At 65.5% G+C, this 21,025-nt stretch carries 23 protein-coding genes; 17 read left to right on the top strand and 6 right to left on the bottom strand.

What is annotated here, in order from left to right:
* Window positions 1-9 precede the first annotated feature (9 nt).
* The 8 genes from ispG (at window position 10) to rbfA (ending at window position 8,926) form a co-directional block, all read left to right on the top strand.
* Entirely contained in the window at window positions 10-1,164 is a 1,155-nt protein-coding gene (gene ispG, locus CJ028_RS06115; RefSeq protein WP_205683954.1) for a flavodoxin-dependent (E)-4-hydroxy-3-methylbut-2-enyl-diphosphate synthase, read from the top strand.
* Between the two features lie 243 nt (window positions 1,165-1,407).
* Window positions 1,408-1,716, top strand: a complete 309-nt coding sequence (locus CJ028_RS06110) for an ArsR/SmtB family transcription factor (protein ID WP_105034392.1) — start codon at window positions 1,408-1,410, stop codon at window positions 1,714-1,716.
* 10 nt (window positions 1,717-1,726) lie between these two features.
* Complete coding sequence (locus tag CJ028_RS06105; protein ID WP_105034391.1) at window positions 1,727-1,957, top strand: hypothetical protein; 231 nt, start codon at window positions 1,727-1,729, stop codon at window positions 1,955-1,957.
* 59 nt (window positions 1,958-2,016) lie between these two features.
* The gene (locus CJ028_RS06100) at window positions 2,017-3,780 is read left to right on the top strand and encodes a proline--tRNA ligase (RefSeq protein WP_105034390.1); all 1,764 of its coding nucleotides are present in this window, start codon (window positions 2,017-2,019) and stop codon (window positions 3,778-3,780) included.
* Window positions 3,781-3,975: 195 nt separating this feature from the next.
* Window positions 3,976-5,013 carry a transcription termination factor NusA gene (nusA, locus tag CJ028_RS06095; protein ID WP_105034389.1) on the top strand — a complete coding sequence of 346 codons (1,038 nt, stop codon included), beginning with the start codon at window positions 3,976-3,978 and terminating at the stop codon, window positions 5,011-5,013.
* Window positions 5,014-5,021: 8 nt separating this feature from the next.
* On the top strand, window positions 5,022-5,279 hold the full coding sequence (locus CJ028_RS06090) for a YlxR family protein (RefSeq protein WP_105034388.1): 258 nt from the start codon (window positions 5,022-5,024) through the stop codon (window positions 5,277-5,279).
* A 76-nt stretch (window positions 5,280-5,355) separates the two neighbouring features.
* Window positions 5,356-8,211 (top strand): translation initiation factor IF-2, encoded by a 2,856-nt coding sequence (gene infB, locus CJ028_RS06085; RefSeq protein WP_105034387.1) that lies wholly within the window; start codon window positions 5,356-5,358, stop codon window positions 8,209-8,211.
* Window positions 8,212-8,434: 223 nt separating this feature from the next.
* Window positions 8,435-8,926, top strand: coding sequence for a 30S ribosome-binding factor RbfA (rbfA, locus tag CJ028_RS06080; RefSeq protein ID WP_105034386.1), 492 nt, complete (start codon window positions 8,435-8,437; stop codon window positions 8,924-8,926).
* 101 nt (window positions 8,927-9,027) lie between these two features.
* On the opposite strand, the gene CJ028_RS06075 is transcribed toward rbfA, so the two are convergent.
* Genes CJ028_RS06075 through CJ028_RS06065 form a run of 3 tightly spaced genes read right to left on the bottom strand, consistent with a single transcriptional unit; the run spans window position 9,028 to window position 11,304 of the window.
* Entirely contained in the window at window positions 9,028-9,531 is a 504-nt protein-coding gene (locus CJ028_RS06075; protein WP_105034385.1) for a dihydrofolate reductase, read from the bottom strand.
* Complete coding sequence (locus CJ028_RS06070) at window positions 9,528-10,382, bottom strand: thymidylate synthase (protein ID WP_240607125.1); 855 nt, start codon at window positions 10,380-10,382, stop codon at window positions 9,528-9,530. Before CJ028_RS06070 ends, CJ028_RS06075 begins: the two co-directional genes overlap by 4 nt.
* Window positions 10,383-10,404: 22 nt before the next feature.
* Window positions 10,405-11,304: an iron-sulfur binding domain-containing protein gene (locus CJ028_RS06065; RefSeq protein ID WP_105034383.1), complete on the bottom strand. Its 900-nt coding sequence runs from the start codon at window positions 11,302-11,304 to the stop codon at window positions 10,405-10,407.
* Between the two features lie 23 nt (window positions 11,305-11,327).
* Here CJ028_RS06065 and CJ028_RS06060 point away from each other — a divergent pair, with 23 nt between their 5' ends.
* Window positions 11,328-11,930, top strand: coding sequence for a nucleoside/nucleotide kinase family protein (locus CJ028_RS06060; RefSeq protein ID WP_105034382.1), 603 nt, complete (start codon window positions 11,328-11,330; stop codon window positions 11,928-11,930).
* Window positions 11,931-11,964: 34 nt separating this feature from the next.
* Here the strand turns inward: CJ028_RS06060 and CJ028_RS06055 are convergent, their stop codons facing one another.
* Window positions 11,965-12,957, bottom strand: a complete 993-nt coding sequence (locus tag CJ028_RS06055; RefSeq protein ID WP_105034381.1) for a ketopantoate reductase family protein — start codon at window positions 12,955-12,957, stop codon at window positions 11,965-11,967.
* Window positions 12,958-13,026: 69 nt separating this feature from the next.
* Here CJ028_RS06055 and truB point away from each other — a divergent pair, with 69 nt between their 5' ends.
* Genes truB through CJ028_RS06035 form a run of 4 tightly spaced genes read left to right on the top strand, consistent with a single transcriptional unit; the run spans window position 13,027 to window position 15,736 of the window.
* Entirely contained in the window at window positions 13,027-13,929 is a 903-nt protein-coding gene (gene truB / locus CJ028_RS06050; RefSeq protein ID WP_105034380.1) for a tRNA pseudouridine(55) synthase TruB, read from the top strand.
* A complete protein-coding gene (locus tag CJ028_RS06045; protein ID WP_105034379.1) occupies window positions 13,926-14,294 on the top strand; it encodes a hypothetical protein in 369 nt (122 codons plus the stop codon). Before truB ends, CJ028_RS06045 begins: the two co-directional genes overlap by 4 nt.
* A 60-nt stretch (window positions 14,295-14,354) precedes the next feature.
* Window positions 14,355-14,792 carry a hypothetical protein gene (locus CJ028_RS06040; protein ID WP_105034378.1) on the top strand — a complete coding sequence of 146 codons (438 nt, stop codon included), beginning with the start codon at window positions 14,355-14,357 and terminating at the stop codon, window positions 14,790-14,792.
* On the top strand, window positions 14,789-15,736 hold the full coding sequence (locus CJ028_RS06035; RefSeq protein ID WP_105034377.1) for a bifunctional riboflavin kinase/FAD synthetase: 948 nt from the start codon (window positions 14,789-14,791) through the stop codon (window positions 15,734-15,736). Before CJ028_RS06040 ends, CJ028_RS06035 begins: the two co-directional genes overlap by 4 nt.
* Here the strand turns inward: CJ028_RS06035 and CJ028_RS06030 are convergent.
* Window positions 15,733-15,963: a hypothetical protein gene (locus tag CJ028_RS06030; RefSeq protein WP_161498906.1), complete on the bottom strand. Its 231-nt coding sequence runs from the start codon at window positions 15,961-15,963 to the stop codon at window positions 15,733-15,735. The two genes, CJ028_RS06035 and CJ028_RS06030, sit on opposite strands and share 4 nt — an antisense overlap.
* Here CJ028_RS06030 and CJ028_RS06025 point away from each other — a divergent pair.
* Window positions 15,917-16,741: a ScbR family autoregulator-binding transcription factor gene (locus CJ028_RS06025; RefSeq protein ID WP_105034375.1), complete on the top strand. Its 825-nt coding sequence runs from the start codon at window positions 15,917-15,919 to the stop codon at window positions 16,739-16,741. The two genes, CJ028_RS06030 and CJ028_RS06025, sit on opposite strands and share 47 nt — an antisense overlap.
* Before the next feature lie 4 nt (window positions 16,742-16,745).
* A complete protein-coding gene (locus CJ028_RS06020; RefSeq protein ID WP_105034374.1) occupies window positions 16,746-17,969 on the top strand; it encodes an MFS transporter in 1,224 nt (407 codons plus the stop codon).
* Between the two features lie 9 nt (window positions 17,970-17,978).
* On the opposite strand, the gene CJ028_RS06015 is transcribed toward CJ028_RS06020, so the two are convergent.
* On the bottom strand, window positions 17,979-18,923 hold the full coding sequence (locus tag CJ028_RS06015; RefSeq protein ID WP_105034373.1) for an ROK family protein: 945 nt from the start codon (window positions 18,921-18,923) through the stop codon (window positions 17,979-17,981).
* A 116-nt stretch (window positions 18,924-19,039) separates the two neighbouring features.
* Here CJ028_RS06015 and CJ028_RS06010 point away from each other — a divergent pair, with 116 nt between their 5' ends.
* Together CJ028_RS06010 and deoC are read left to right on the top strand one after the other, a co-directional pair.
* Entirely contained in the window at window positions 19,040-19,996 is a 957-nt protein-coding gene (locus CJ028_RS06010; RefSeq protein ID WP_105034521.1) for a sugar-binding transcriptional regulator, read from the top strand.
* Entirely contained in the window at window positions 19,993-21,021 is a 1,029-nt protein-coding gene (gene deoC, locus CJ028_RS06005) for a deoxyribose-phosphate aldolase (RefSeq protein ID WP_105034372.1), read from the top strand. Before CJ028_RS06010 ends, deoC begins: the two co-directional genes overlap by 4 nt.
* The last annotated feature ends 4 nt before the right edge of the window (window positions 21,022-21,025 follow it).

Below are 21,025 nucleotides of genomic sequence, written 5' to 3'. Positions count from 1 at the left end.
GCTAGGCAAGTGGCTGCAATCAACTTGGGGATGCCCAAAGTACCTGAGGTACTCGCTCCCAGACGTAAATCCCGTCAAATCAAAGTCGGAAAGGTCCTGGTCGGTGGCAATGCTCAAGTGAGCGTGCAATCGATGACGACGACTCCAACGACGAACATCAATGCGACGCTCCAGCAGATCGCCGAACTCACGGCGACCGGATGCGACATCGTGCGTGTTGCCGTACCGACCCGCGATGACGCCGAGGCGCTCCCGATCATCGCGAAGAAGAGTCAGATTCCGGTCATCGCGGACATCCACTTTCAGCCGAACTATGTTTTTGCCGCGATCGATGCCGGCTGCGCCGCGGTGCGCGTCAACCCCGGCAATATCCGCAAGTTCGACGATCAGGTCGGCAAGATCGCTGCGGCCGCCAAGGCCGCCGGTGTCAGCCTGCGCATCGGCGTCAACGCCGGCTCGCTCGAGCCGAGCCTCATGCAGAAGTACGGCAAGGCCACCCCGGAGGCGCTCGTGGAGAGCGCCGTCTGGGAGGCAAGCCTGTTCGAGGAACACGACTTTCACGACTTCAAGATCTCGGTCAAGCACAACGACCCGGTGATCATGGTCAAGGCCTACCGTCTGCTGGCCGAGCGCGGCGACTGGCCGTTGCACCTCGGTGTGACCGAGGCCGGCCCGAGCTTTCAGGGCACGATCAAGAGCGCAACGGCGTTCGGTATTCTGCTCGGCGAAGGTATCGGCGACACCATCCGCGTCTCGCTGAGTGCTCCACCGGTCGAGGAGATCAAGGTGGGCCTGCAGATTCTGCAGTCGCTCAACCTGCGGGAGCGCAAGCTCGAGATCGTCTCCTGCCCGAGTTGCGGCCGGGCCCAGGTGGATGTCTACAAGCTCGCCAACGATGTCACCGACGGGCTGGAGGGCATGACAGTGCCGCTGCGCGTCGCGGTCATGGGTTGCGTCGTCAACGGACCGGGTGAAGCTCGCGAAGCCGACCTCGGTGTCGCGAGCGGCAACGGCAAGGGCCAGATCTTCGTGCGCGGCGAGGTCATCAAGACCGTGCCAGAGTCCGAGATCGTGGCCACGCTGATCGAAGAGGCCAACCGTCTCGCCGCCGAGATGCCCGCTGCCGCGCTCGGCAGCCCCACGGTCTCCGTCGGCTCCAACTAGCACTTCGCCCGGCGACACCGCTGCGCGCGGAGCGCGCGTCTCGAGACCCCGGGAGCCGATTCGCGAGAGCGGGGAAAATGCTGCTTCAGCACCCCTGAGACAACATTTTTCCCGCTCTCGCGGGCTATGGCGCGAGTCTCGGTCGCTCCTTTGTCGCGCCTCGACCAGCAGACAGCATCCGCTCGCACGCTTGCATTTCTTACGGGTGTCATAATATAGTTACACCTGTCAGGAGGCGTCGCAATGAATGTGGAACAGCTCAGCGCGACCCTCGCGGCGGTCGCCAGCCCGCAGCGCATGTTAATTCTCGCCGAGTTGCAGGGCGGGCGCGTGCACGTCAGCGAGCTGGCCAGGCGCGTTGGAATGTCGCGGGCGCTGCTCTACATGCACCTTGCCAAACTCGAAGCGAGCGGGTTCGTCACCACGTCACTCGAACTCTCCCCGGAGGGAACCGCTCTCAAGCACGTCGCGCTGGCCCCATTTTCAGTCACCGTGACCATCGACACCATCGCCGATGCCGTGGCAACAACCGCCACGGTAAACAACCAATAAGGGGAAAACTATGAATTTTGACTTCGCGTATCTCGTTCCCATCGTCGCTATCATCGGCGGAATCACCTACGCAATTTTCAAGCAGTACTTGAGGTCTCGGGGCCACGACTACGAGGGTTCGCCTGCGGTGCGAGAGGCATTGGCGCGGAGCAACGAGACCAACGCCGCATTGCTATCAAAACTCACCGCAATGGATACGCGCCTGGCCGCAATCGAGCGCACCCTGAGCGAGGTCGGCTGACGCCTGCGGTTGCACGGCCAGTGGGGAAGTGGCTGGCGGCGCCCGCGTAAGGTAGACGGGTGCCTACACGTCTCTCCAACTACTTCCTCCGTACTCTCCGCGAAGACCCCTCCGACGCCGAGGTGACCAGTCACCGTCTGCTCGTGCGGGCCGGCTACATCCGTCGCCAGGCCCCGGGCATTTTTGCCTGGCTGCCACTCGGCCTGCGGGTGAAGGCCAAAGTGGAGCGCATCATCCGCGAGGAGATGACCGCCGCTGGCGCCCACGAGGTGCACTTTCCGGCACTGCTGCCGCGCGAACCCTACGAGCTGACCGGCCGCTGGGACGAATACGGCGAGGGCCTGTTTCGTCTAAAGGACCGCAAGGGCTCCGACATGCTGCTCGCGCCGACCCACGAAGAGGTCTTCGCGCTGCTCGTAAAAGACCTGTACAGCAGCTACAAAGACCTGCCGTTGTCGATCTATCAGATTCAGGACAAGTACCGCGACGAGGCCCGCTCGCGCGGCGGACTGCTCCGCGGCCGCGAATTCACCATGAAGGATGCCTACTCCTTCGATTACACCGACGCCGGCCTCGACCTGAGCTACCAGCTGCAGCGCGACGCCTACGAGCGCATCTTCACCCGTTTCGGCCTCGACTACGAGATCGTGCAAGCGGATGCCGGCGCAATGGGCGGCTCCAAGAGCGAAGAGTTCCTGCACCCGACCGCGGTCGGCGAGGACACTTTTGTGCGCAGCGCCGGCGGCTACGCGGCCAACATTGAGGCGTTCCGCACCCTCGTTCCGGAAGGCAAAGACTTCAGCGCGCTGCCAGCAGCGCAGGTTTTCGACACTCCGAACACCCCGACCATTCAGACGCTGGTCGACAAGGCCAACTCCGATCATCCCCGCCGCGACGGCCGGGAGTGGACGGCAGCGGACACGCTCAAGAACGTCGTGCTCGCGCTGACCAGCCTGGACGGTACGCGTGAACTCATCGCTATCGGCGTTCCCGGCGACCGCGAGGTCGACTTGAAGCGCGTCGAGGTGGCATTCGCTCCGGCCGAGGTTGAGGCCGCGAATGAGGGTGACTTCGCCAAGAACCCCGGCCTGGTCAAGGGCTACATCGGCCCGTGGGGGGCGACTGGCGCGGTTCTCGGAGTGAAATCGACCACCGGCATCCGTTTTCTGGTCGACCCGCGCGTGGTCGCCGGCACCGAGTGGATCACCGGCGCCAACGAAGCAGGCCGTCACGTGTTCGGCCTCGTCGCCGGCCGTGACTTCGCTATCGAGGACGTGGTCGAGGCCTCCGACGTGCGCGCCGGCGACCCGGCCCCGGACGGCTCCGGCCCGGTCGAACTCATTCGCGGCATGGAAATCGGGCACGTGTTCCAGCTCGGCCGCAAGTACGCCGAGGTGCTCGGCCTCAAGATTCAGGGCGAGGACGGCAAGCTGGTCACCGTCACGATGGGTTCATACGGCATCGGCGTCACCCGCATCCTCGCGGTCATCGCCGAACTCAACAACGATGCAAAGGGCCTGATCTGGCCCGAATCGGTCACCCCCTTCGACGTGCACGTGATCGCCACCGGCCGGGACGAGATCGTCTTCGACACCTCGGAGGCCGTTGTGGCAGCCCTCGAGGCTACCGGCCGTGAGGTGCTCTACGACGACCGCCGCAAGGTCTCGCCCGGAGTCAAGTTCGGTGACGCCGAGCTCATCGGGGTGCCGTGGATCGTCATCGTCGGCCGCGGAGCCGCCGACGGCATTGTCGAACTGTGGAACCGCCGCACCGGCGACCGCGAGCAGGTCGACGTCGCCGACGTCGCCAAGCACTTCGCGTAGCACTGACTAAATTCCCCGCTGTCAGAGCGGATGCTGCCGGCTGGCCCAGCCGGCAGCATTCGCTCTTCGGCGTACCAGCGCGGAACGGACCCGGCCACGGCAGTGGGTGACGGGGCGCTGCAGATTCGGGTACCGTAGTACCCAGCCCGCTGCGCGGTTTCGCGGCGGCAAGATCTTAAATAGAGGAGGCCGGCCATGGACATCGACCTCAGTGTTTTGCGGCTATTGGAGCGCGAAAAAGAGATTCCCTTCGAGGAACTCGTGCAAATCATCGAACAGGCGATTCTGACCGCCTATGTCAAGCACATCCAGCAAGACGTCTCGAAGTTTGAAGCTTCGAAGATTGCTGAAGCCAAGCACGATATCCAGGAAGTGCCAGAAGCGCGCGTCGTTCTCGACCGTAAGTCTGGGCACGTGGACATCTACATTCCGGAACACGACGACGATGGCAACGTCATCGGCGAAGCCGTCGACAACCCCACCGACTTCGGTCGCATCGCGGCCTTCGCCGCCAAGCAGGTCATCAACCAGCGCCTGCGCGACCTGGCCGACGACGCGGTGCTCGGCGAGTTCAAGGGCCGCGAGGGTGACATCGTCGCCGGCATCATTCAGCAGGGTCCGAACCCCCGCATGATCCACGTCGACCTCGGCACCATCGAAGCGATCATGCCTCCAGAGGAGCAGGTTCCCACCGAGAGCTATGTGCACGGCGCGCGTATTCGTGTGTTCGTCACGGCCGTCGGTCGCGGGCTCAAAGGCCCACAGATCACCGTGTCGCGCACCCACCCGTCGCTGGTGCGCAAGTTGTTCGCACTCGAGGTCCCTGAGATCGCCAGCGGAGTCGTCGAGATCGTGTCGCTCGCCCGCGAAGCCGGTCACCGCACCAAGATCGCGGTGCGCGCAACCGAGCCCGGCGTCAACGCCAAGGGCGCCTGCATTGGCGAACTCGGCCAGCGCGTGCGCGCCGTCACCGTTGAACTCAACAACGAGAAGATCGACATCGTCGATTTCTCTCCCGACCTCGCGACCTTCGTTGCCAGCGCACTGTCGCCGGCCAAGGTGACCAGCGCGTACGTGATCGACGAGTCGATCAAGGCGGTGCGAGCCCTCGTGCCCGACTACCAGCTCTCGCTCGCCATCGGCAAAGAGGGGCAGAACGCCCGCCTCGCGGCCAAGCTCACCGGCGCGAAAATCGACATTCAGCCGGACAGCATTCTGGAGGATGCCGAATAGGGGGTACGATGGACTCCGTAAGAACGTGTATTGGCTGCCGTTCGCGCGCCCCTCGATCCTCACTTTTGCGGATCGTTGCTGGGAAATCAGAAATTGTGGTGGATGAAACCGCCACAATCCCCGGTAGAGGTGCGTGGTTGCATGCCCGTGAATCGTGCTTTCAGGATGCCGTAAGGCGACACGCTTTCGGGCGTGCCTTTCGTGTGACCAGGTCACTGGACGCGAAACAACTAGAGAACAGGCTGAATTGGCTTATGGATAACTAATGAGCGGCTCGAAATGAGACCCGTCCGTTACTAACGGTCTGCCCCTTTCCGGGTGCAGACCCGGAACAGGAGAATTGTGGCTGCGAAACCACGCGTGCACGAGATCGCTACCGAACTCGGACTCGAAAGCAAGGATGTCCTTGCTAAATTGAAAGAAATGGGCGAGTTCGTCAAAGGACCGTCTTCCAGTGTTGAACCGCCAGTAGCGCGTCGCCTTCGCGCCGCTCTCGAGTCGGCAAGCGCTGCCGCAAAGGCTGCAACGCCCACGCCTGCTGCTGCCGGTGCTACCAGTACCGCAACGCCGGCTCGTCCGAGCCACGGCGCCAAGCCGGGCGCTCGTCCGGGCCCGAAGCCTGCGGCTGAACCGGTCGCCCCGGTTGTCGCCGAGTCTGCCGCTCCAGTTGATGCTGCGCCCCTTCCGGTGGCACCCCTCACCGTTGCCGAGCGCCAGACCCAGGCCGCCGAGAAGGCTGCCGCTGCCGAAAAGGCTGCCGCCGCCGATAAGGTCGTCGCAGCAGAGGCCGCCGACAAGCCCAGCACCGATGCTCCAGACGCAAAGACCACGGAAGGATCGGCTACGCCGGTCAAGCCGGGTATGCCTCGCCCCGGAGCTGCCCGACCGGGCAATAACCCGTTCGCCAGCAACCAGGGCATGGGCCAGCGCCCGGCTCAGCCGCCGCGTCCGGGTAACAACCCGTTCGCGAGTGCTCAGGGCATGGGCCAGCGCCCCGCAACACCTACGCCGAGCAACATTCCGCGCCCTCCGGCACCTCGCCCGGGTGCCCCGCGCCCCGGCGGACCCGGCCAGGCTGCACGCCCGACCGGCTTCGGTCAGCGGCCAGGTGCCTTCCAGCGCCCGGGCGGCGCTCCGGGTGGAGCCGGCGCCGCCCGCCCCGGATTCACTCGTCCCGGCGCTCCCGCCGGAGCTCCCGGCTTCGGCCCGCCTCGCCCTGCCGGCGGAGGAGGCGGAGCCGGTCGCGGTCGCGGCCCGGGCGGTGGCACCGCTGGTGCCTTCGGTCGCGGTGGCGGCAAGAACAAGGCTCGCAAATCGAAGCGTACGAAGAGAGCAGAGTTCGAGCTGCGCGAGGCCCCGTCGCTGGGTGGAGTATCCGTACCCCGCGGCGACGGTGGAACCGTTGTGCGTCTGCGTCGCGGAGCATCCATTACGGACTTTGCTGACAAAATTGACGCGAGCCCAGGAAACCTCGTTACCGTACTGTTCCACCTCGGTGAAATGGCCACGGCAACGGAGTCCCTCGATGAGGCCACGTTTGACGTGCTCGGTAGCGAGCTCGGCTACAAGATTCAGATGGTGTCGCCAGATGACGAAGACCGTGAGCTGCTGCTCGCGTTCGACATCGACATCGACCAGGAACTCGAAGACGAAACCGATGAAGACCTTGAGATTCGTCCTCCCGTTGTCACTGTCATGGGTCACGTCGACCACGGTAAGACCGCGCTTCTTGACGCGATCCGTAACGCCAAGGTCGCCGAGGGCGAAGCTGGTGGAATCACGCAGCACATCGGTGCGTACCAGATCATCACCGAGCACGAGGGCATCGACCGCGCGTTGACCTTCATCGACACACCGGGCCACGAGGCGTTCACCGCCATGCGTGCTCGTGGTGCGCAGGTCACCGACATCGCCATTCTCGTAGTCGCTGCCGATGACGGCATCATGCCGCAGACGATTGAGGCACTCAACCACGCCCAGGCCGCCAACGTGCCGATCGTGGTTGCAGTGAACAAGATCGACAAGCCCGGTGCCAACCCGCAGAAGGTGCGTCAGCAGCTCACCGAATTCGGTCTCGTCGCCGAAGAGTACGGCGGAGACGTCATGTTCGTGGACGTGTCGGCCAAGAACAAGACCGGCATCAAGGAAATCCTTGACGCTGTGCTCCTAGTCGCTGACGCCGGACTCGACATGCGCTCCAACCCGAACAAGGATGCCCGTGGTGTCGCCATCGAGGCTCGCCTCGACAAGGGCCGCGGCGCGGTGGCAACCGTGCTGATCCAGTCCGGAACGCTGCACGTCGGAGACTCCATCGTCGCCGGAACGGCCTACGGCCGCGTCCGTGCGATGGCCGACGAGAACGGTGTTGCCGTTCTCGCCGCCACGCCGTCCCGCGCGGTCCAGGTGCAGGGTCTGTCGAGCGTTCCCCGCGCCGGCGACACCTTCCTCGTTATCGAGGAAGACCGTACTGCCCGTCAGATCGCTGAAAAGCGTGAAGCCGCCGAGCGCAACGCCCTGCTGGCCAAGGCCCGCAAGCGCATCAGCCTCGAAGACTTCACCCGTGCACTCGAAGAGGGCAAGGTCGAGTCGCTCAACCTCATCATCAAGGGTGACGTTTCTGGTGCCGTTGAGGCCCTGGAAGAGTCGCTGCTCAAGATCGAGGTCGACGATTCGGTTCAGTTGCGCATCATCCACCGTGGTGTCGGTGCGGTCACGGAGAGCGACGTCAACCTCGCTACCGTCGACAACGCCATCATCATCGGGTTCAACGTTCGCCCCGACACGAAGGCCCGCGAGCGTGCTGCTCGCGAAGGCGTCGACGTGCGGTTCTACTCCGTCATCTACTCCGCCCTCGAGGACATCGAGAATTCCCTCAAGGGAATGCTCAAGCCCGAGTACGAAGAGGTCCAGAGCGGTATCGCCGAAATTCGAGAGGTCTTCAGCTCGTCGAAGTTCGGAAACGTTGCCGGTGTCATCGTGCGCTCCGGTACCATCACCCGAAATGCCAAGGCTCGCGTTATTCGCGAGGGCATCGTGGTGGGGGACAACCTGGGCATCGAGTCGCTGCGTCGCTTCAAGGACGATGTCACCGAGGTCCGTACGGACTTCGAGTGTGGTATCGGACTGGGCAAGTTCAACGACATCCGAATTGGCGATGAGATTGAGACCATCGAAATGAAGGAAAAACCGCGCGTCTAACTCGCGGTTTGGTTGGGGTCGGGCTCTTCACGGAGCCCGACTTCGGCATTGGGTCGGGTCTCCGCAAATTTCCCCCGAAAAGGAAAGAGCGGGGACCCCTACCCCGATTCCCTTTTCGGGGGAAATTTGCTCCGACCCTCAGTTGGGTAGGCAACATCCGTTTAATGCGGTGAAAAAACAGAATTACCGGGCGCTTCGGGCCCCGCTAACAAGGAGTATCGAAATGGCAGATCCGGAACGCGCCAGAAAGATGGCGGACCGCATTAAGGTCATCATTGCCAAGCGGCTGGAACGCGGTCTGCGCGATCCAAGGCTCGGGTTCGTGACCATTACGGACGTGAAGGTCACGGGCGATCTGCAGCACGCCTCGGTGTTCTACACCGTCTACGGCTCGATCGAGGAGCGCACCGACAGCGCAGCGGCGTTGAAGGCCGCTACCGGCCTGATGCGCAGTGAGGTCGGCAAGAACATCACTGCGAGGCTCACGCCGTCGATCGAGTTCATCGCCGACGGTATCCCGGAGAACGCGGCTTTGATCGACGACCTGTTGCGCGAAGCGCACGACCGCGATACGGCGACCGAAGACAGCAAGGGCACGGCGACGTACGCCGGTGACGCCGACCCGTACAAGAAGCCGCGCGAGTACGACCTCGACGACGACTCGGATGACGATGAGTCGGACGAGTCCGACGCCGCGAGCACCGCGAAGCACTAGCACCACCAGCATTCTGCACGGGGCCTGGGCCCCGTCCTCGTTGAGGCTGCGCTTCGAGGGGTTTGCTTCGGGGACGACGGCGGGCTAGGGCGTAGGGCGGGCTAGCGGTGGGCAGGGGTGCGCTCGTAGCGCGCGAAGCGGTAGCGGAGTGCGGTGGTGGAGCGGAGCCATCCGCTGGTTGGGTCCGTGTGTACCCGGGTCCAGGCAGCGGTGAGTGCGGGCGCGTGGGTATCACCGGGGATGTCGGCGTCGATCTCGGTCACCTCGAGAATGCCGGCGAAGGGCAGAGCGAGCCGGTAGATTTCGGCGCCGCCAATCACCCAGACGACACTCGAGGTAATGGCGAGAGCGTCCTCCAGGGTGTGCGCTACGGATGCCCCCTCCGCTGCCCAGCCCTGCTGCCGGGTGATCACGATGTTCTGTCGGCCGGGCAGGGGGCGGAAGCGTTCGGGGAGGGAATCCCAGGTGCGCCGGCCCATGATGACGGCGCTGCCACTCGTAACGGCACGAAAATGGGCGAGGTCTTCCGGCAGATGCCAGGGCATGACCCCGTTGGCGCCGATCACGCCTTCGCGCGTCTGCGCCCAGATCAGGCCGAGTGTCATACCGCGACCGCGCCGCGAATGGCGGGGTGGTGCTGGTAGTTCTGCAGAACGAGGTCGTCGTACTCGTAGTCGAACAGGCTGGCTCGACCCGGCTTTATACGCAGGGTGGGGGAGGCGAACGGGGTGCGGGAGAGCTGCTCGGTGACCTGCTCGACGTGGTTGTCGTAGATGTGGCAGTCGCCGCCGGTCCAGACGAACTGACCGAGTTCGAGTCCGGCTTGCTCGGCGACGAGCTGGGTGAGCAGGGCGTAGCTGGCGATGTTGAAGGGTACGCCGAGAAAGAGGTCGGCGCTGCGCTGGTACAGCTGGCAGGACAGCTTGCCGTCGGCGACGTAGAACTGAAACAGGGCGTGGCAGGGGGCGAGTGCCATTTTCGGCAGGTCGGCCACGTTCCAGGCTGAGACGATCATGCGGCGGGAGTCCGGATCGGTGCTCAGAGTGTCGAGCACCTGGCTGATCTGGTCGATAGTCTCTCCATCGGGGGTGGGCCAGGACCGCCACTGCACCCCGTAGACGGGGCCGAGCTCACCGTTCTCGTCGGCCCACTCGTTCCAGATGCGCACCCCTTTTTCCTGTAGCCAGCTCACGTTGGAGTCGCCGCGCAGAAACCAGAGCAGTTCGTAGGCGATCGACGCGAAGTGCACTCGCTTGGTCGTGATGAGGGGAAAGCCCTCGGCCAGGTCGAAGCGCAGCTGGCGGCCGAACACGCTGCGGGTGCCGGTTCCGGTGCGGTCGGCCTTGCGTGCACCGTTTTCGAGGGTGTCGCGCAGCAGCGCTGAGTACTGGGCATCGGCGGTTGAGTAGCCGGGCGAAGCGGCAGGTGAAGCCGTCGCAGAAGTCGTTGATGTCACCACCCCAGCGTACGCGATGCGCTCACTCCGGCAGGGTGAAGCCGCCATCGGCCGGGATCGCCAGGCCGTCGGTGACGAGGCTGGCCAGCGCGCGCTGCAGCTGGTCGGCATCCGGCCAGAGTGTGACGAGCTCGGCATCCGTGACCGAACGGTGCGTCGAACGTAGTTCGGCCATGATCAGGCCGCGCACCTGCCGGTCACTGCCCTCGAACTTCTTCTGCACGCTCTTGCGGGTGCCAGTGTATTCCGGGTAGTCGGCGGCGCGCCACGCACACACATTCCTAATCGGGCATACATCGCAGTGGGGGCTGCGGCTGGTGCAGACCACCGCCCCGAGTTCCATGATCGCGGCGTTGAACAGGGTGGCTTCCTGGGCACTCTGCGGCAGAAGCGCGCCCATCGCGTCGAGGTCGCGGCCGCGGCTGGGCTGCGAGGGTTCGCCGGCGCCGGCAATCGCCCGGGCGATCACCCGTCGGGTGTTGGTGTCCACGACCGGATGCCGGTGGCCATACGCAAACGCCGCCACCGCCCGTGCGGTGTAATCGCCAATGCCGGTCAGGGCGAGCAGATCGTCGACGTCGGACGGCACGACACCCTCGTGCAGCTCGGTGATCTGCACCGCTGCGGCGTGCAGCCACAGCGCACGCCTCGGGTAGCCGAGACTGGACCAGGCCCGCACCGCCTCGCTCGGCGGAACCGCGGCCAGCGACGCGGGTGTTGGCCAACGCGCCAGCCATTCTTCCAGCCGGGGGATGACCCGGTTCACCGGCGTCTGCTGCAGCATGAACTCACTGACCAGAATGCCCCAGGCGCCGAAGCCGTCCCGGCGCCAGGGGAGGTCGCGGGCGTTAGCCGTGAACCAGGCGTTGAGCGTGGCGCTGACGGAAGTCGCATTGGTCTGCGAAGAGGGTGTGACGTTCATCCGTTCTAACCTAGGCTCGGTTCATGAAGCTGGTTTCCACACCGCGCATCGACTTTCTGCGCACCCTCGCCGCCGAGATTCTGCACAACTACGGCCGTGGCCGCACAATCATTGCCATCGACGGAACGGATGCCGCTCGTCGCGCCGCCTTCGCCGACGACCTCGCCGCGGTCTTTCGGGAACAGGAACGACACGTGTTTCGGGCGAGCCTGCGCTACTTTCAGCACTCCCGCGCCGAACAACAGCGACTCGCTCACGACACAGCAGACCGGCTCTACCGGGTCGGCTACGACTACTCGGCGCTGCGCCGGGTACTGGTCGAACCGTTTCGCCTGGGCGGCAGCACCGGCTTCGTCACCGAAGAATTCGACCCCGACCGGGACGCCTGGATCCAGCCAACCTGGCAGACCGCGCCCGCCGATGCCACGCTGATCATCGACGGCGACTACATCAACCGTCCCGAGCTTCACGGGCTCTGGCTGTTCAGCGTGCTGCTGGAGGGCGAACCGGGCAACGAGTCCCAGACCAGCTACCTCGCCGAGGTACACCCGCGCGATATCGTGTCGGCCGTCGTCGACGAGACCAACCCGCAGGCCCCGCGCCGCGTGCTGACCGACCGCTGCTAGCGAAACCGACCGCTGCTAGCGAAACCGACCGCGGCTAGCGAAACCGGCTCCGTAGGTCAGCCGGCGTCAGAAAGACGCCGCTTCGCTCAACCTCGTGCACCAGATCGGTGAGCCGCGCGTTCACCGGAGCGGCCAGCCCGACCGCCGCCGCGGCCAGCACGACCGCGCCGTTCAGAAAATCGATCTCGGTGCGCTGCCCGCGCGCGAGGCTCTGCAGGGTCGAACCCTGATTCGGCACAGTGCCCATGCGCGCGCGCAACGAGCGCGGCAGCACCTGGCCGGCCCAGACCGGCGCCAGCGCAAACAACCGCAGCCGCCGGTGCGAAAGCCCCTGCAATGTACCAAACCGCACCCCGCTGGCCAGTCCCACCCGCACGGTTTCGCGCATGCTCCGGGTCATCAACCGGCGTAGACCGGCCTGCCCGATCACGTCCTGCACGCTCATCCCCGTTATGGCCGGCAGGGCATTGAGCATGTTGACGACGAGTTTGGTCCACTGCGCACCGATGAAGTTATCCAGCGCCAGGGTGGGCGCGGCCGCGTGCATCACCGCCTGCCAATGCCGGGTGGCGGCATCCGCTCTGCCGTCGCCGCGGCCGAGATAGCTCTGGGCGGCCGTCGTGACCCGCACCCGGCCCGGCCCCTCGTAGTGAGCGGCAACGATCGTGATCAGCCCGAAACAGTCAGACCGCGGCAGCAGCCGGCGGGCGGTCGCCACTCCGTCAAGCCCGTTCTGCACGATGATCACCGGGGTGCCGTCAAGTACGGCGGCGTTCTCGGTAATCGCCGCCGCGGCATCCTGGGCCTTGGTGCAGATCAGCGCCAGGTCGCAGGGTGCAACCAGCCGTTCAACCGCGATCGGGTGCGCGAGGAGGTCACCGAAGCCCCCGGTCAAGCGGATGCCGTCGGCCAAAACCGCCGGCAGGGCAGCTCCGCGGGCGGTCACCACCAGATCGTGCCCCTGGGCCGCGAGCAGGCAGGCGAACGTACTGCCCAGGGCGCCAGCACCGATCACCGCAATTCTCACGGCTCACATACTACGGCCCATCAGCCGATTCGCACCGCGGCCCCAGTTGCACGCTGGTACCCTCAGGAAGTGACCAGCGGCCTTCTACTCATTGACAAGGCGCAGGGCTGGACCAGCCATGACGCTGTCGCCCGAACCCGGCGTTTGGCCGGCACCCGCAAGGTCGGCCACGCCGGCACCCTAGACCCCATGGCCACCGGGTTGCTCGTACTCGGCATCAACAGTTCGACCCGGCTGCTCACCTATGTCGTCGGTCTCGATAAGGAATATCTCGCCACCATCCGCCTCGGCCAGTCCACCACAACGGATGACGCGGAGGGCGACTGCCTCACCCGCGCCACCGCAGAGCGGGTCGCCGCCATCACCCCGGCAGCCGTCGCGGCCGGCATAGCAGACCTCACGGGCGATATTAGCCAGCAGCCGAGCGCGGTCAGCGCCATCAAGGTGGACGGCAAACGTGCGTACGCCCGGGTTCGCGCGGGCGAAGATGTGCAGTTGCCGTCGCGTCCGGTGACCGTGAGCGTGTTCGAACTGCTCTCCAGCACCAGCCGCGACGGATTTCTCGACCTCGAGGTTCGCGTCGAATGTGCCTCCGGCACCTACATTCGGGCTCTCGCCCGCGACCTGGGGCTCTCGCTCGGCGTCGGCGGCCACCTCACCGTGCTGCGCCGCACCCGCATCGGGCCGTTCCGCATCGAGAACGCCGCCACCCTCGAACGAGTCGACGTCGCCGCCGCGCTCATTTCGCCAGCGGATGCCGCCACCCGGCTGCTCCCACGCCTCACGTTGACCCACGAGCAGGCCATCGACCTCGGCCTCGGCAAACGCATCACGGTCGCGCCGGACGCTTCCCGCACCGGACCCGTCGCCGCCATCGCTCCCGACGGCCGCCTGGTCGGACTGGTCGAATACCGCGGCGACCAAGCCAAGTCCCTGCTGAACTTTCCACCAGATGAACCGAGCACCCCATGATCGAATGGTTCACCTGGCTGCAACTGGCCATCGCCGTGCCCGGCGGGGTGCTCTGCGTCGTCCTCGGCCTGTTCGGACGTAAACCCACCGACCTCACCATGGGAGCGACTGCCCTCGTGGAATTATTGTTGATTGTGCAGCTCGCGGCCGCGATCGCGGCGCCGCTGGCCGGCAATACAGCCACCGGTAGCCTGCTCGAGTTCTACACCTACCTGGTCAGCGCCATCCTGCTGCCGGTCGTGGCCGGATTCTGGGCCCTGGTCGAACGCAGCCGGTGGAGCACGGTCATCCTCGGCGTGACCTGCCTGTCGGTCGCAGTCATGCTGTACCGCATGAACCAGATCTGGAACGTACAGGGCAGCTGACGCGGTTCCAGGTTCGCTGCGGATGCTGCAATAATTACCGAACCAGATGAATGCCGAGCAATGACACAATCAGACACCGAAACGCCAGCCCCCTCCAGCCGGGTGAGCGGCATCGGCCGACTCCTCATCGCCGTCTACGGTGTGCTGGCCCTCGCGGCCACCGGGCGTTCGTTCGTGCAGATCGTACGGGCTTTCGATGAAGCCCCGCTCGCCTACACGCTGTCGGCTCTTGCTGCCGTCGTCTACATCGTCGCCACGGTCGCCCTGATCAAACGCAGCGCCCTTTGGTACCGCATCGCCTGGATCACCATCAGCTTCGAATTGCTCGGAGTGCTCGTCGTGGGCACGTTGAGCCTGGTCGATCCGGCCTTGTTCCAGCATGCCACCGTGTGGTCGGTCTACGGCAGCGGCTACATCTTCATTCCGCTCGTGCTCCCGCTGCTGGGCATGTGGTGGCTTCGACGTCACCCGGTCACCCCGGCCGAGGGCCTTGCATGAAAACCCTTTACGGAGTCGACTCGGTACCAGCGAACTGGCCCGCCTCGGCCGTGAGCATCGGCAAGTTCGACGGCGTGCACGCCGGGCATCGCGCGGTCATCGCCGAACTCAAGGCCATCGCGGCCCGGGAACAACTCGCGGCCGTCGTCGTCACGTTCGACCGGCATCCGCTGGCCCTGCTCTCGCCGGCCAACTGCCCGAGCACGCTGGTTAGCGCCGAGCAGAAACTCAACCTGATCGCGGAGACCGGCGTTGATGCCACGCTGCTGCTCGAGTTCAACCACGCTCTCTCCAGCCTTCCGCCGCAGGAATTCATCGAGCGCATCCTGGTCACTGCGCTGCATGCCCGCTTCGTGCTGGTCGGTCGCGACTTTCGATTCGGGGCGAAGGGCGCGGGCGATGTTGCCCTGCTCCGTGAGCTCGGCACCGAGTTCGGCTACAAGGTACGCCTGATCGACGACGTGAAGCCCGACGGCGAACGCCGTGTGTCGTCCACCTGGATCCGCGATTTGCTCGGCAGCGGCGCGGTGACCGAGGCCGGCCAGCTGCTCGGCCACCTGCCCACCGTGCGCGGCGTCGTCGTGCACGGTGCTGCCCGGGGCCGCGAGCTCGGTTTTCCCACTGCCAACCTGTCCGCCGATTCCGACGGCCTTATTCCTGCCGACGGCGTCTATGCCGGCTGGCTGAGCGATGCCGGATCCCGCTACCCGGCAGCCATTTCGGTGGGTAACAACCCCACCTTCGACGGCGTCGCCCAGAAGCAGGTTGAAGCGTACGTGCTCGACGAGGTCGATCTGGACCTCTACGACCACGTCGTCGACGTATCGTTCGTCGAGCGGATTCGCGGCATGGTCGCCTATTCGGGTATTGATCCGCTGATCGCGCAAATCCGCGATGACGTCGCGCGGGTGCGGGCAATTCTGATCCGCTCGAACGCGAGCTAATCCAGCCGTAGCCGGTTGCCCACGGCAAACCAGGCTGTCGCGCCGAACAGCGGGGCGAGCAGAACCGCCAACGCCCAGTTGGTGCGAACGGTCGGGCAGAGGTGTGCGGCCCGCCCGATCTGAATCATAGCGACGAGCGACAGTGCGAGCACGATCACGCTGGCGACCAGCGCCACCACGATGCCCACCCAGCCATTTTCGCCCACATTCCCCATGTCAGAAACCATACCAATTAGTATGTTTCTTGTACAGCCACAAGCGGGAGTGGAGTTGGAGCCGGCGGTCACGGCATGGGGGCAGTTCGCCCCGGTACGCTGGGCATACGAGTATTTTCCTGGGGGTTTTATGCCACAACAAACACGAGCGATAGAAACGCGCGCGGCGATAATTCGCGGCGCCGCGGAAGCTTTCGAACAACGCGGGTACGGGAGCACATCACTCGCACAGGTGAGCGCTGCCGCCGGGGTCACCAAGGGGGCTCTTTACTTTCACTTCGACTCCAAGGAAGCCCTCGCGGTGGCCATCATCGATGCCCAGCATGAGAAATCGGTCGGGGCCGGCCGAGCGCTGCTTGACCACAACGTGCCGGGCTTGCGCGCGCTCGTCTCCATGTCGTACGAGCTGGCGCGCCAGCTGCGCGACGACGTGATCGTCAGTGCCGGGGTGCGCCTGACCATCGAGGCCGTTAATTTCTCCACGCCCGTTTCCGCTCCGTATCTCGATTGGATGGTCGCCTGCGAGGAGTTCTTGCGCCGGGGGATCATCGACGGGGACGTGACGCCAACAGTGAATGTGGCGGCCGCGGCGCGTTTTTTCACGGCCGGTTTCACCGGCGTGCAGGTCGTCTCTGACGTCCTGACCAAACGCGGCGATATCGACCAGCGCCTGACCGAGATGTGGGCGCTGATGCTGCCCGGCCTTGTTGCCCCCGAACGCTGGGACGACCTGAAGAATCTGGCCGTCGAGGTGCAGCGGGACCGCACCGTGGCCGCACCCCTAGACTGACTGAGTGAATACCGTCGTCTCCCGCCGACTCTGGCCGGGGCGCGGCCTCGCCCTGCTGGGCATCATTTTGGTCGCGGCGAACCTGCGAACCGCTGTCGCCGCGCTCTCGCCGATCGTGACCCAGATTAACGCCGATATTCCTCTCGGCGCCGTGTCGCTCGGGGTACTCGGCATGCTCCCACCGGTCTGCTTTGCCCTCTTAGGCATTTTCACCCCCCTGTTCACCCGCCGACACGGCCTGGAAGCACCACTCGTGCTTGCCCTCGTTGCGATCCTGCTCGGCCACGTCACCCGCGGCCTGTCCGGCTCGATCACCATGCTCATCATCGGTAGCGTCATCGCTTTCGCCGGGCTCGGCATTGGCAACGTGCTGCTGCCTCCGCTGGTCAAGAAGTACTTTCCCGACCGGGTCGGGCTCGTGACGAGCCTGTACGTCACCGTCGTGTCCCTGAGTACCCTCGTACCGCCGCTGATCGCGGTTCCGGTAGCGGATGCCGCCGGCTGGCGCCTCTCGCTCGGCATGTGGATGCTGCTCGCCCTGCTCGCTCTGGTGCCGTGGATCACCATGCTCGTGCGGCATCGCACCACGCGAACGCCCGGCCCCGTCGCCGACGAGGCCGACGCTGGAATTCTCGGTCGCCTGTGGAAGTCATCGATCGCCTGGGCGATCACTGGGGTGTTTGCGGTCTCGTCACTGAACGCCTACGCCATGTTCGCCTGGCTGCCGCAATTGCTCGTCGATACGGCGGGGGTCAGCCCGGCCCAGGCTGGCACTCTCCTCGCGGTCTATGCCGGCATGGGTATTCCCTGCGCCCTGATCATTCCGGTGCTCACCGCCCGCATGACCAACGTCGGGCCGCTCGTCTACATCGGCGTGTTCCTGTTCGTGGCTGGTGATCTCGGTCTCCTGATCGCGCCGGAGACCCTGACCTGGCTCTGGGTCAGCTTTGCGGGTCTGGGGCCGTTGTTTTTCCCGCTCGCGCTCGTTCTGATCAACCTGCGCACCCGAACCCACGCGGGCGCTGTGGCTCTCAGCGGCTTCGTGCAGAGCGTCGGCTACACCCTGGGAGCCGCCGGGCCGCTGGTCTTCGGTCTGTTGCACGAGCTCAGCGGCGGCTGGACCTGGCCGCTTGGCTTTCTGCTCGTCACCGCTCTGGTGATCATCATCGCCGGTACGGTAATCGGTCGGCCGCACATGCTCGAGGACGATTTGGAACGCTCTCGCTGACCGGTTCCCTCAGGGCACCAGTTCGGCCCGGTGGATCAGCGCCGCAGCACCGATCAGCGGGCCGTCGCCCGACAGTGCTGACGGCACCACCCGCACCCGGGTGGCACAGGCGAACTGCACCCGCCGTTTGATCGCCTCCCGGGCAAACTCAAGCAGATCGGGGGTGACGTTGGAAAAACCGCCGCCGATGGCAACCAGGTCGAGATCGAGCAGGGTCGCTGCGGAGGCGATGGCCTGACCGAGCGCACCGCCGCTGCGTGCGACGGCGGCGACCGCGATCGGATCGGCGGCCGCATACGCTGCCGCGAGTTCTTCGCCCGACTCGCCGGTGAAGCCCTGGGTACGCGCCCAGGCGACGGTCTTCGGCCCGGAGGCGATCGCCTCGATGCAGCCCACCCCGCCGCAAGCGCACGGGTCGCCAAAACCGCCGACTTCGATGTGGCCGATATGCCCGGCATTTCCGGTCGGCCCCGACGCGGTCACACCACCGAGAATCAGGCCGCCGCCGATGCCGGTCGACACGATCATGCCCATCAGGTTGTCGACGCCCTGCCCGGCGCCCACCCAGTGCTCGGCGAGGGTGATGCAGAGCCCGTCCATGCGCAGGCGTACCGGCAGGTCGGGAACGAGCGCGGCCACCAGCTCCTGGAGGGGATACTCGCGCCAGACCGGCAGATTCAACGGTGACACCGCGCCCTGCCGCAGCTGGATCGGCCCGGCACAGCCGATACCGACCCCGACCAGCGGATATCCCAGAGGCACGCTCGCCAGGGTTTGAAGCACCACACCCCTGACGGCGAATGCCAGCTCCTCACTCGTCGCTCTCGCCCCGGTCGAAGCGCGGTGTCGGCTGGCGCCGAGGACGACTCCGTGGTCATCCACGAGGGCCGTTTCGACCTTCGTGCCTCCCACATCGACGGCGAGAACATAGGCGGAGGCTTCCATGGCGGGCATGCACTCATCGTAGAAGGTTGTGCACCCTGCTCAGATGAGCAACAATCCCTACGGCTGTTGATTCGCGCGGAAGACCGCCGTAGGCTGGGTTCAAACGATTGGACCGCGATCTCTACATGAGCGACACCGACGAACTCCTGTCCATCCGCGCCGCCGAGCTCTACTACGAAGAGAACCAGACCCAGGACGAAATCGGTGTGATTCTGCGCCTGACGCGGTGGAAGGTCGGCCGCTTGCTGGCGAGTGCCAAGGCCAACGGTTTCATCCGGATCGAGATCGTGCACCCGCGCGCCCGCCGGCTGCCGATCGAACGCCGCCTGCGGGAATCGACCGGCCTCACCGACGCGATCGTGGTCTCCTCCGCTGGGGTGTCGAGTGACGCCGAGCTGCAGTCGCGCACCGCGCAGGCCGCCGCCGACTATCTCACCAGCCTCCGCCCGATTCCGCGCACCCTCGGCATCAGCTGGGGTCGCACCCTGCACGACGTCTCCCTGCATCTGAAACAGGGGTGGGCGCCGGGTGTGAACGTGGTGCAGATCAACGGCGGCGTCAGCCTGAATCAGCGCACCGGCACCGCGGCATCCACTGCGGTGACCATCGCCCACAAAGCCGACGGTTCGGCCACCCTGCTGCCGAGTCCCGCCATCTTCGAACGCCTCGAGACCAAGCAGGCTATGGAAGCCGACCGCACCGTCGCTGGGGTGCTCGCCCTGGCGCGCAACGCGCAGGCCTACGTTTTCAGCGCCGGGCAAGCGGATGCGCATTCTGCCCTGGTCGACAGCGGCTACCTGACGGTGGCCCAGATCGACGACCTCGTGGCCCGCGGCGCCGTCGGTGACGTCGTCGGCCGCTACATCGATGCCAACGGCCGCATCGTCGACCCCGAGCTCAACGAACGCACGGTCGGCATTCAAATCGACCAGTTGCGCCGCGCCCCGCACACCATCGCGGTCATCTCCGGACACTCCAAACACGCCATCGCCCGTGCCGTGGTCCGCAACGGGCTCTGCACCGTGCTGGTGACCGACGAAGACACCGCAAACGCTCTGCTCCAGGAAAAGGACACCCCATGACCCACAGCCCCCTGGCTACCTACCAGCCGGAACAGCGCGCCCTCGCGTTGATCGGCGGGGAGGCCACCGACGCGAACCTGCGCCGGTATCTGCACGGAATCCCCGGAATCGACGCCGTCGGCCTCGAAGCCCGCGCCGCCGACCTCGGTACCCGCTCGATCAAGACCAGCTCCAAACGCTGGGCGATCGACACCATCATCGGCCTGATCGACCTGACCACCCTCGAGGGCGCAGACACCCCAGGCAAGGTGCGTTCTCTCGTAGCGAAGGCCCTCGTGCCAGACCCTGGGGACCCTGGCTGCCCGCGCGTCGCGGCGGTCTGCGTCTACGGTGACATGGTCGGCGCCGCCGTCACTGCGCTCGGCTCAACCCACGCCGCCGGTGGGACAGACGGTACCGGTGTTCAGGGGGTGCGCGTCGCAGCGGTCGCGACCGCCTTCCCGAGCGGCCGAGCCTCCATCGCAATCAAGCTCGCCGACGTGCGCGACGCGGTCGCAGCCGGCGCCGATGAGATCGACATGGTCATCGACCGGGGAGCTTTTCTGGCCGGCCGGTTCGGCCAGGTCTACGACGAAATCGTCGCCGTGAAAGAGGCCTGCCGCCGCGCGGACGGATCGTTCGCCCACCTCAAGGTGATCCTCGAGACCGGCGAACTCAACACCTACGACAACGTGCGCCGAGCCTCCTGGCTGGCCATCCTGGCCGGCGGTGACTTCATCAAGACCTCCACCGGCAAGGTCGCCCCGGCCGCGACGCTCCCGGTGACGCTGTCGATGCTCGAGGTCGTGCGCGACTGGCACCGCCTCACCGGCGTGCGAATCGGCGTGAAGCCGGCCGGTGGCATCCGCACCTCCAAAGATGCCATCAAATACCTCGTGACGGTCGCCGAAACCGTGGGGGAGGAGTGGCTGACGCCGCACCTGTTCCGCTTCGGCGCCTCCAGCCTGCTGAACGACGTGCTGTTGCAGCGCCAGAAGATGACCACCGGGCACTACTCCGGCCCCGATTACGTGACGATTGACTAGGGAA

The sequence above is a fragment of the Cryobacterium aureum genome (genome assembly GCF_002954245.1).
GTDB classification, from domain to species: Bacteria; Actinomycetota; Actinomycetes; order Actinomycetales; family Microbacteriaceae; genus Cryobacterium; species Cryobacterium aureum.
Note: the sequence above shows the minus strand (reverse complement) of the source record. Positions and strands in the feature narration are given on the sequence as shown.

Excerpts from the sequence above, each read along its gene's own strand:
- CJ028_RS06025 (WP_105034375.1), top strand. The coding sequence starts at position 15,917 with ATGCCCACCCAGCCATTTTCGCCCACATTCCCCATGTCAGAAACCATA.
- CJ028_RS06045 (WP_105034379.1), top strand. The coding sequence starts at position 13,926 with ATGATCGAATGGTTCACCTGGCTGCAACTGGCCATCGCCGTGCCCGGC.
- rbfA (WP_105034386.1), top strand. The coding sequence starts at position 8,435 with ATGGCAGATCCGGAACGCGCCAGAAAGATGGCGGACCGCATTAAGGTC.
- CJ028_RS06110 (WP_105034392.1), top strand. The coding sequence starts at position 1,408 with ATGAATGTGGAACAGCTCAGCGCGACCCTCGCGGCGGTCGCCAGCCCG.
- CJ028_RS06040 (WP_105034378.1), top strand. The coding sequence starts at position 14,355 with ATGACACAATCAGACACCGAAACGCCAGCCCCCTCCAGCCGGGTGAGC.
- CJ028_RS06075 (WP_105034385.1), bottom strand. The coding sequence starts at position 9,531 with ATGACACTCGGCCTGATCTGGGCGCAGACGCGCGAAGGCGTGATCGGC.
- CJ028_RS06105 (WP_105034391.1), top strand. The coding sequence starts at position 1,727 with ATGAATTTTGACTTCGCGTATCTCGTTCCCATCGTCGCTATCATCGGC.
- CJ028_RS06015 (WP_105034373.1), bottom strand. The coding sequence starts at position 18,923 with ATGCCCGCCATGGAAGCCTCCGCCTATGTTCTCGCCGTCGATGTGGGA.
- CJ028_RS06010 (WP_105034521.1), top strand. The coding sequence starts at position 19,040 with ATGAGCGACACCGACGAACTCCTGTCCATCCGCGCCGCCGAGCTCTAC.
- CJ028_RS06060 (WP_105034382.1), top strand. The coding sequence starts at position 11,328 with ATGAAGCTGGTTTCCACACCGCGCATCGACTTTCTGCGCACCCTCGCC.
- nusA (WP_105034389.1), top strand. The coding sequence starts at position 3,976 with ATGGACATCGACCTCAGTGTTTTGCGGCTATTGGAGCGCGAAAAAGAG.
- CJ028_RS06035 (WP_105034377.1), top strand. The coding sequence starts at position 14,789 with ATGAAAACCCTTTACGGAGTCGACTCGGTACCAGCGAACTGGCCCGCC.
- CJ028_RS06065 (WP_105034383.1), bottom strand. The coding sequence starts at position 11,304 with ATGAACGTCACACCCTCTTCGCAGACCAATGCGACTTCCGTCAGCGCC.
- CJ028_RS06090 (WP_105034388.1), top strand. The coding sequence starts at position 5,022 with ATGGACTCCGTAAGAACGTGTATTGGCTGCCGTTCGCGCGCCCCTCGA.
- CJ028_RS06030 (WP_161498906.1), bottom strand. The coding sequence starts at position 15,963 with ATGGTTTCTGACATGGGGAATGTGGGCGAAAATGGCTGGGTGGGCATC.
- deoC (WP_105034372.1), top strand. The coding sequence starts at position 19,993 with ATGACCCACAGCCCCCTGGCTACCTACCAGCCGGAACAGCGCGCCCTC.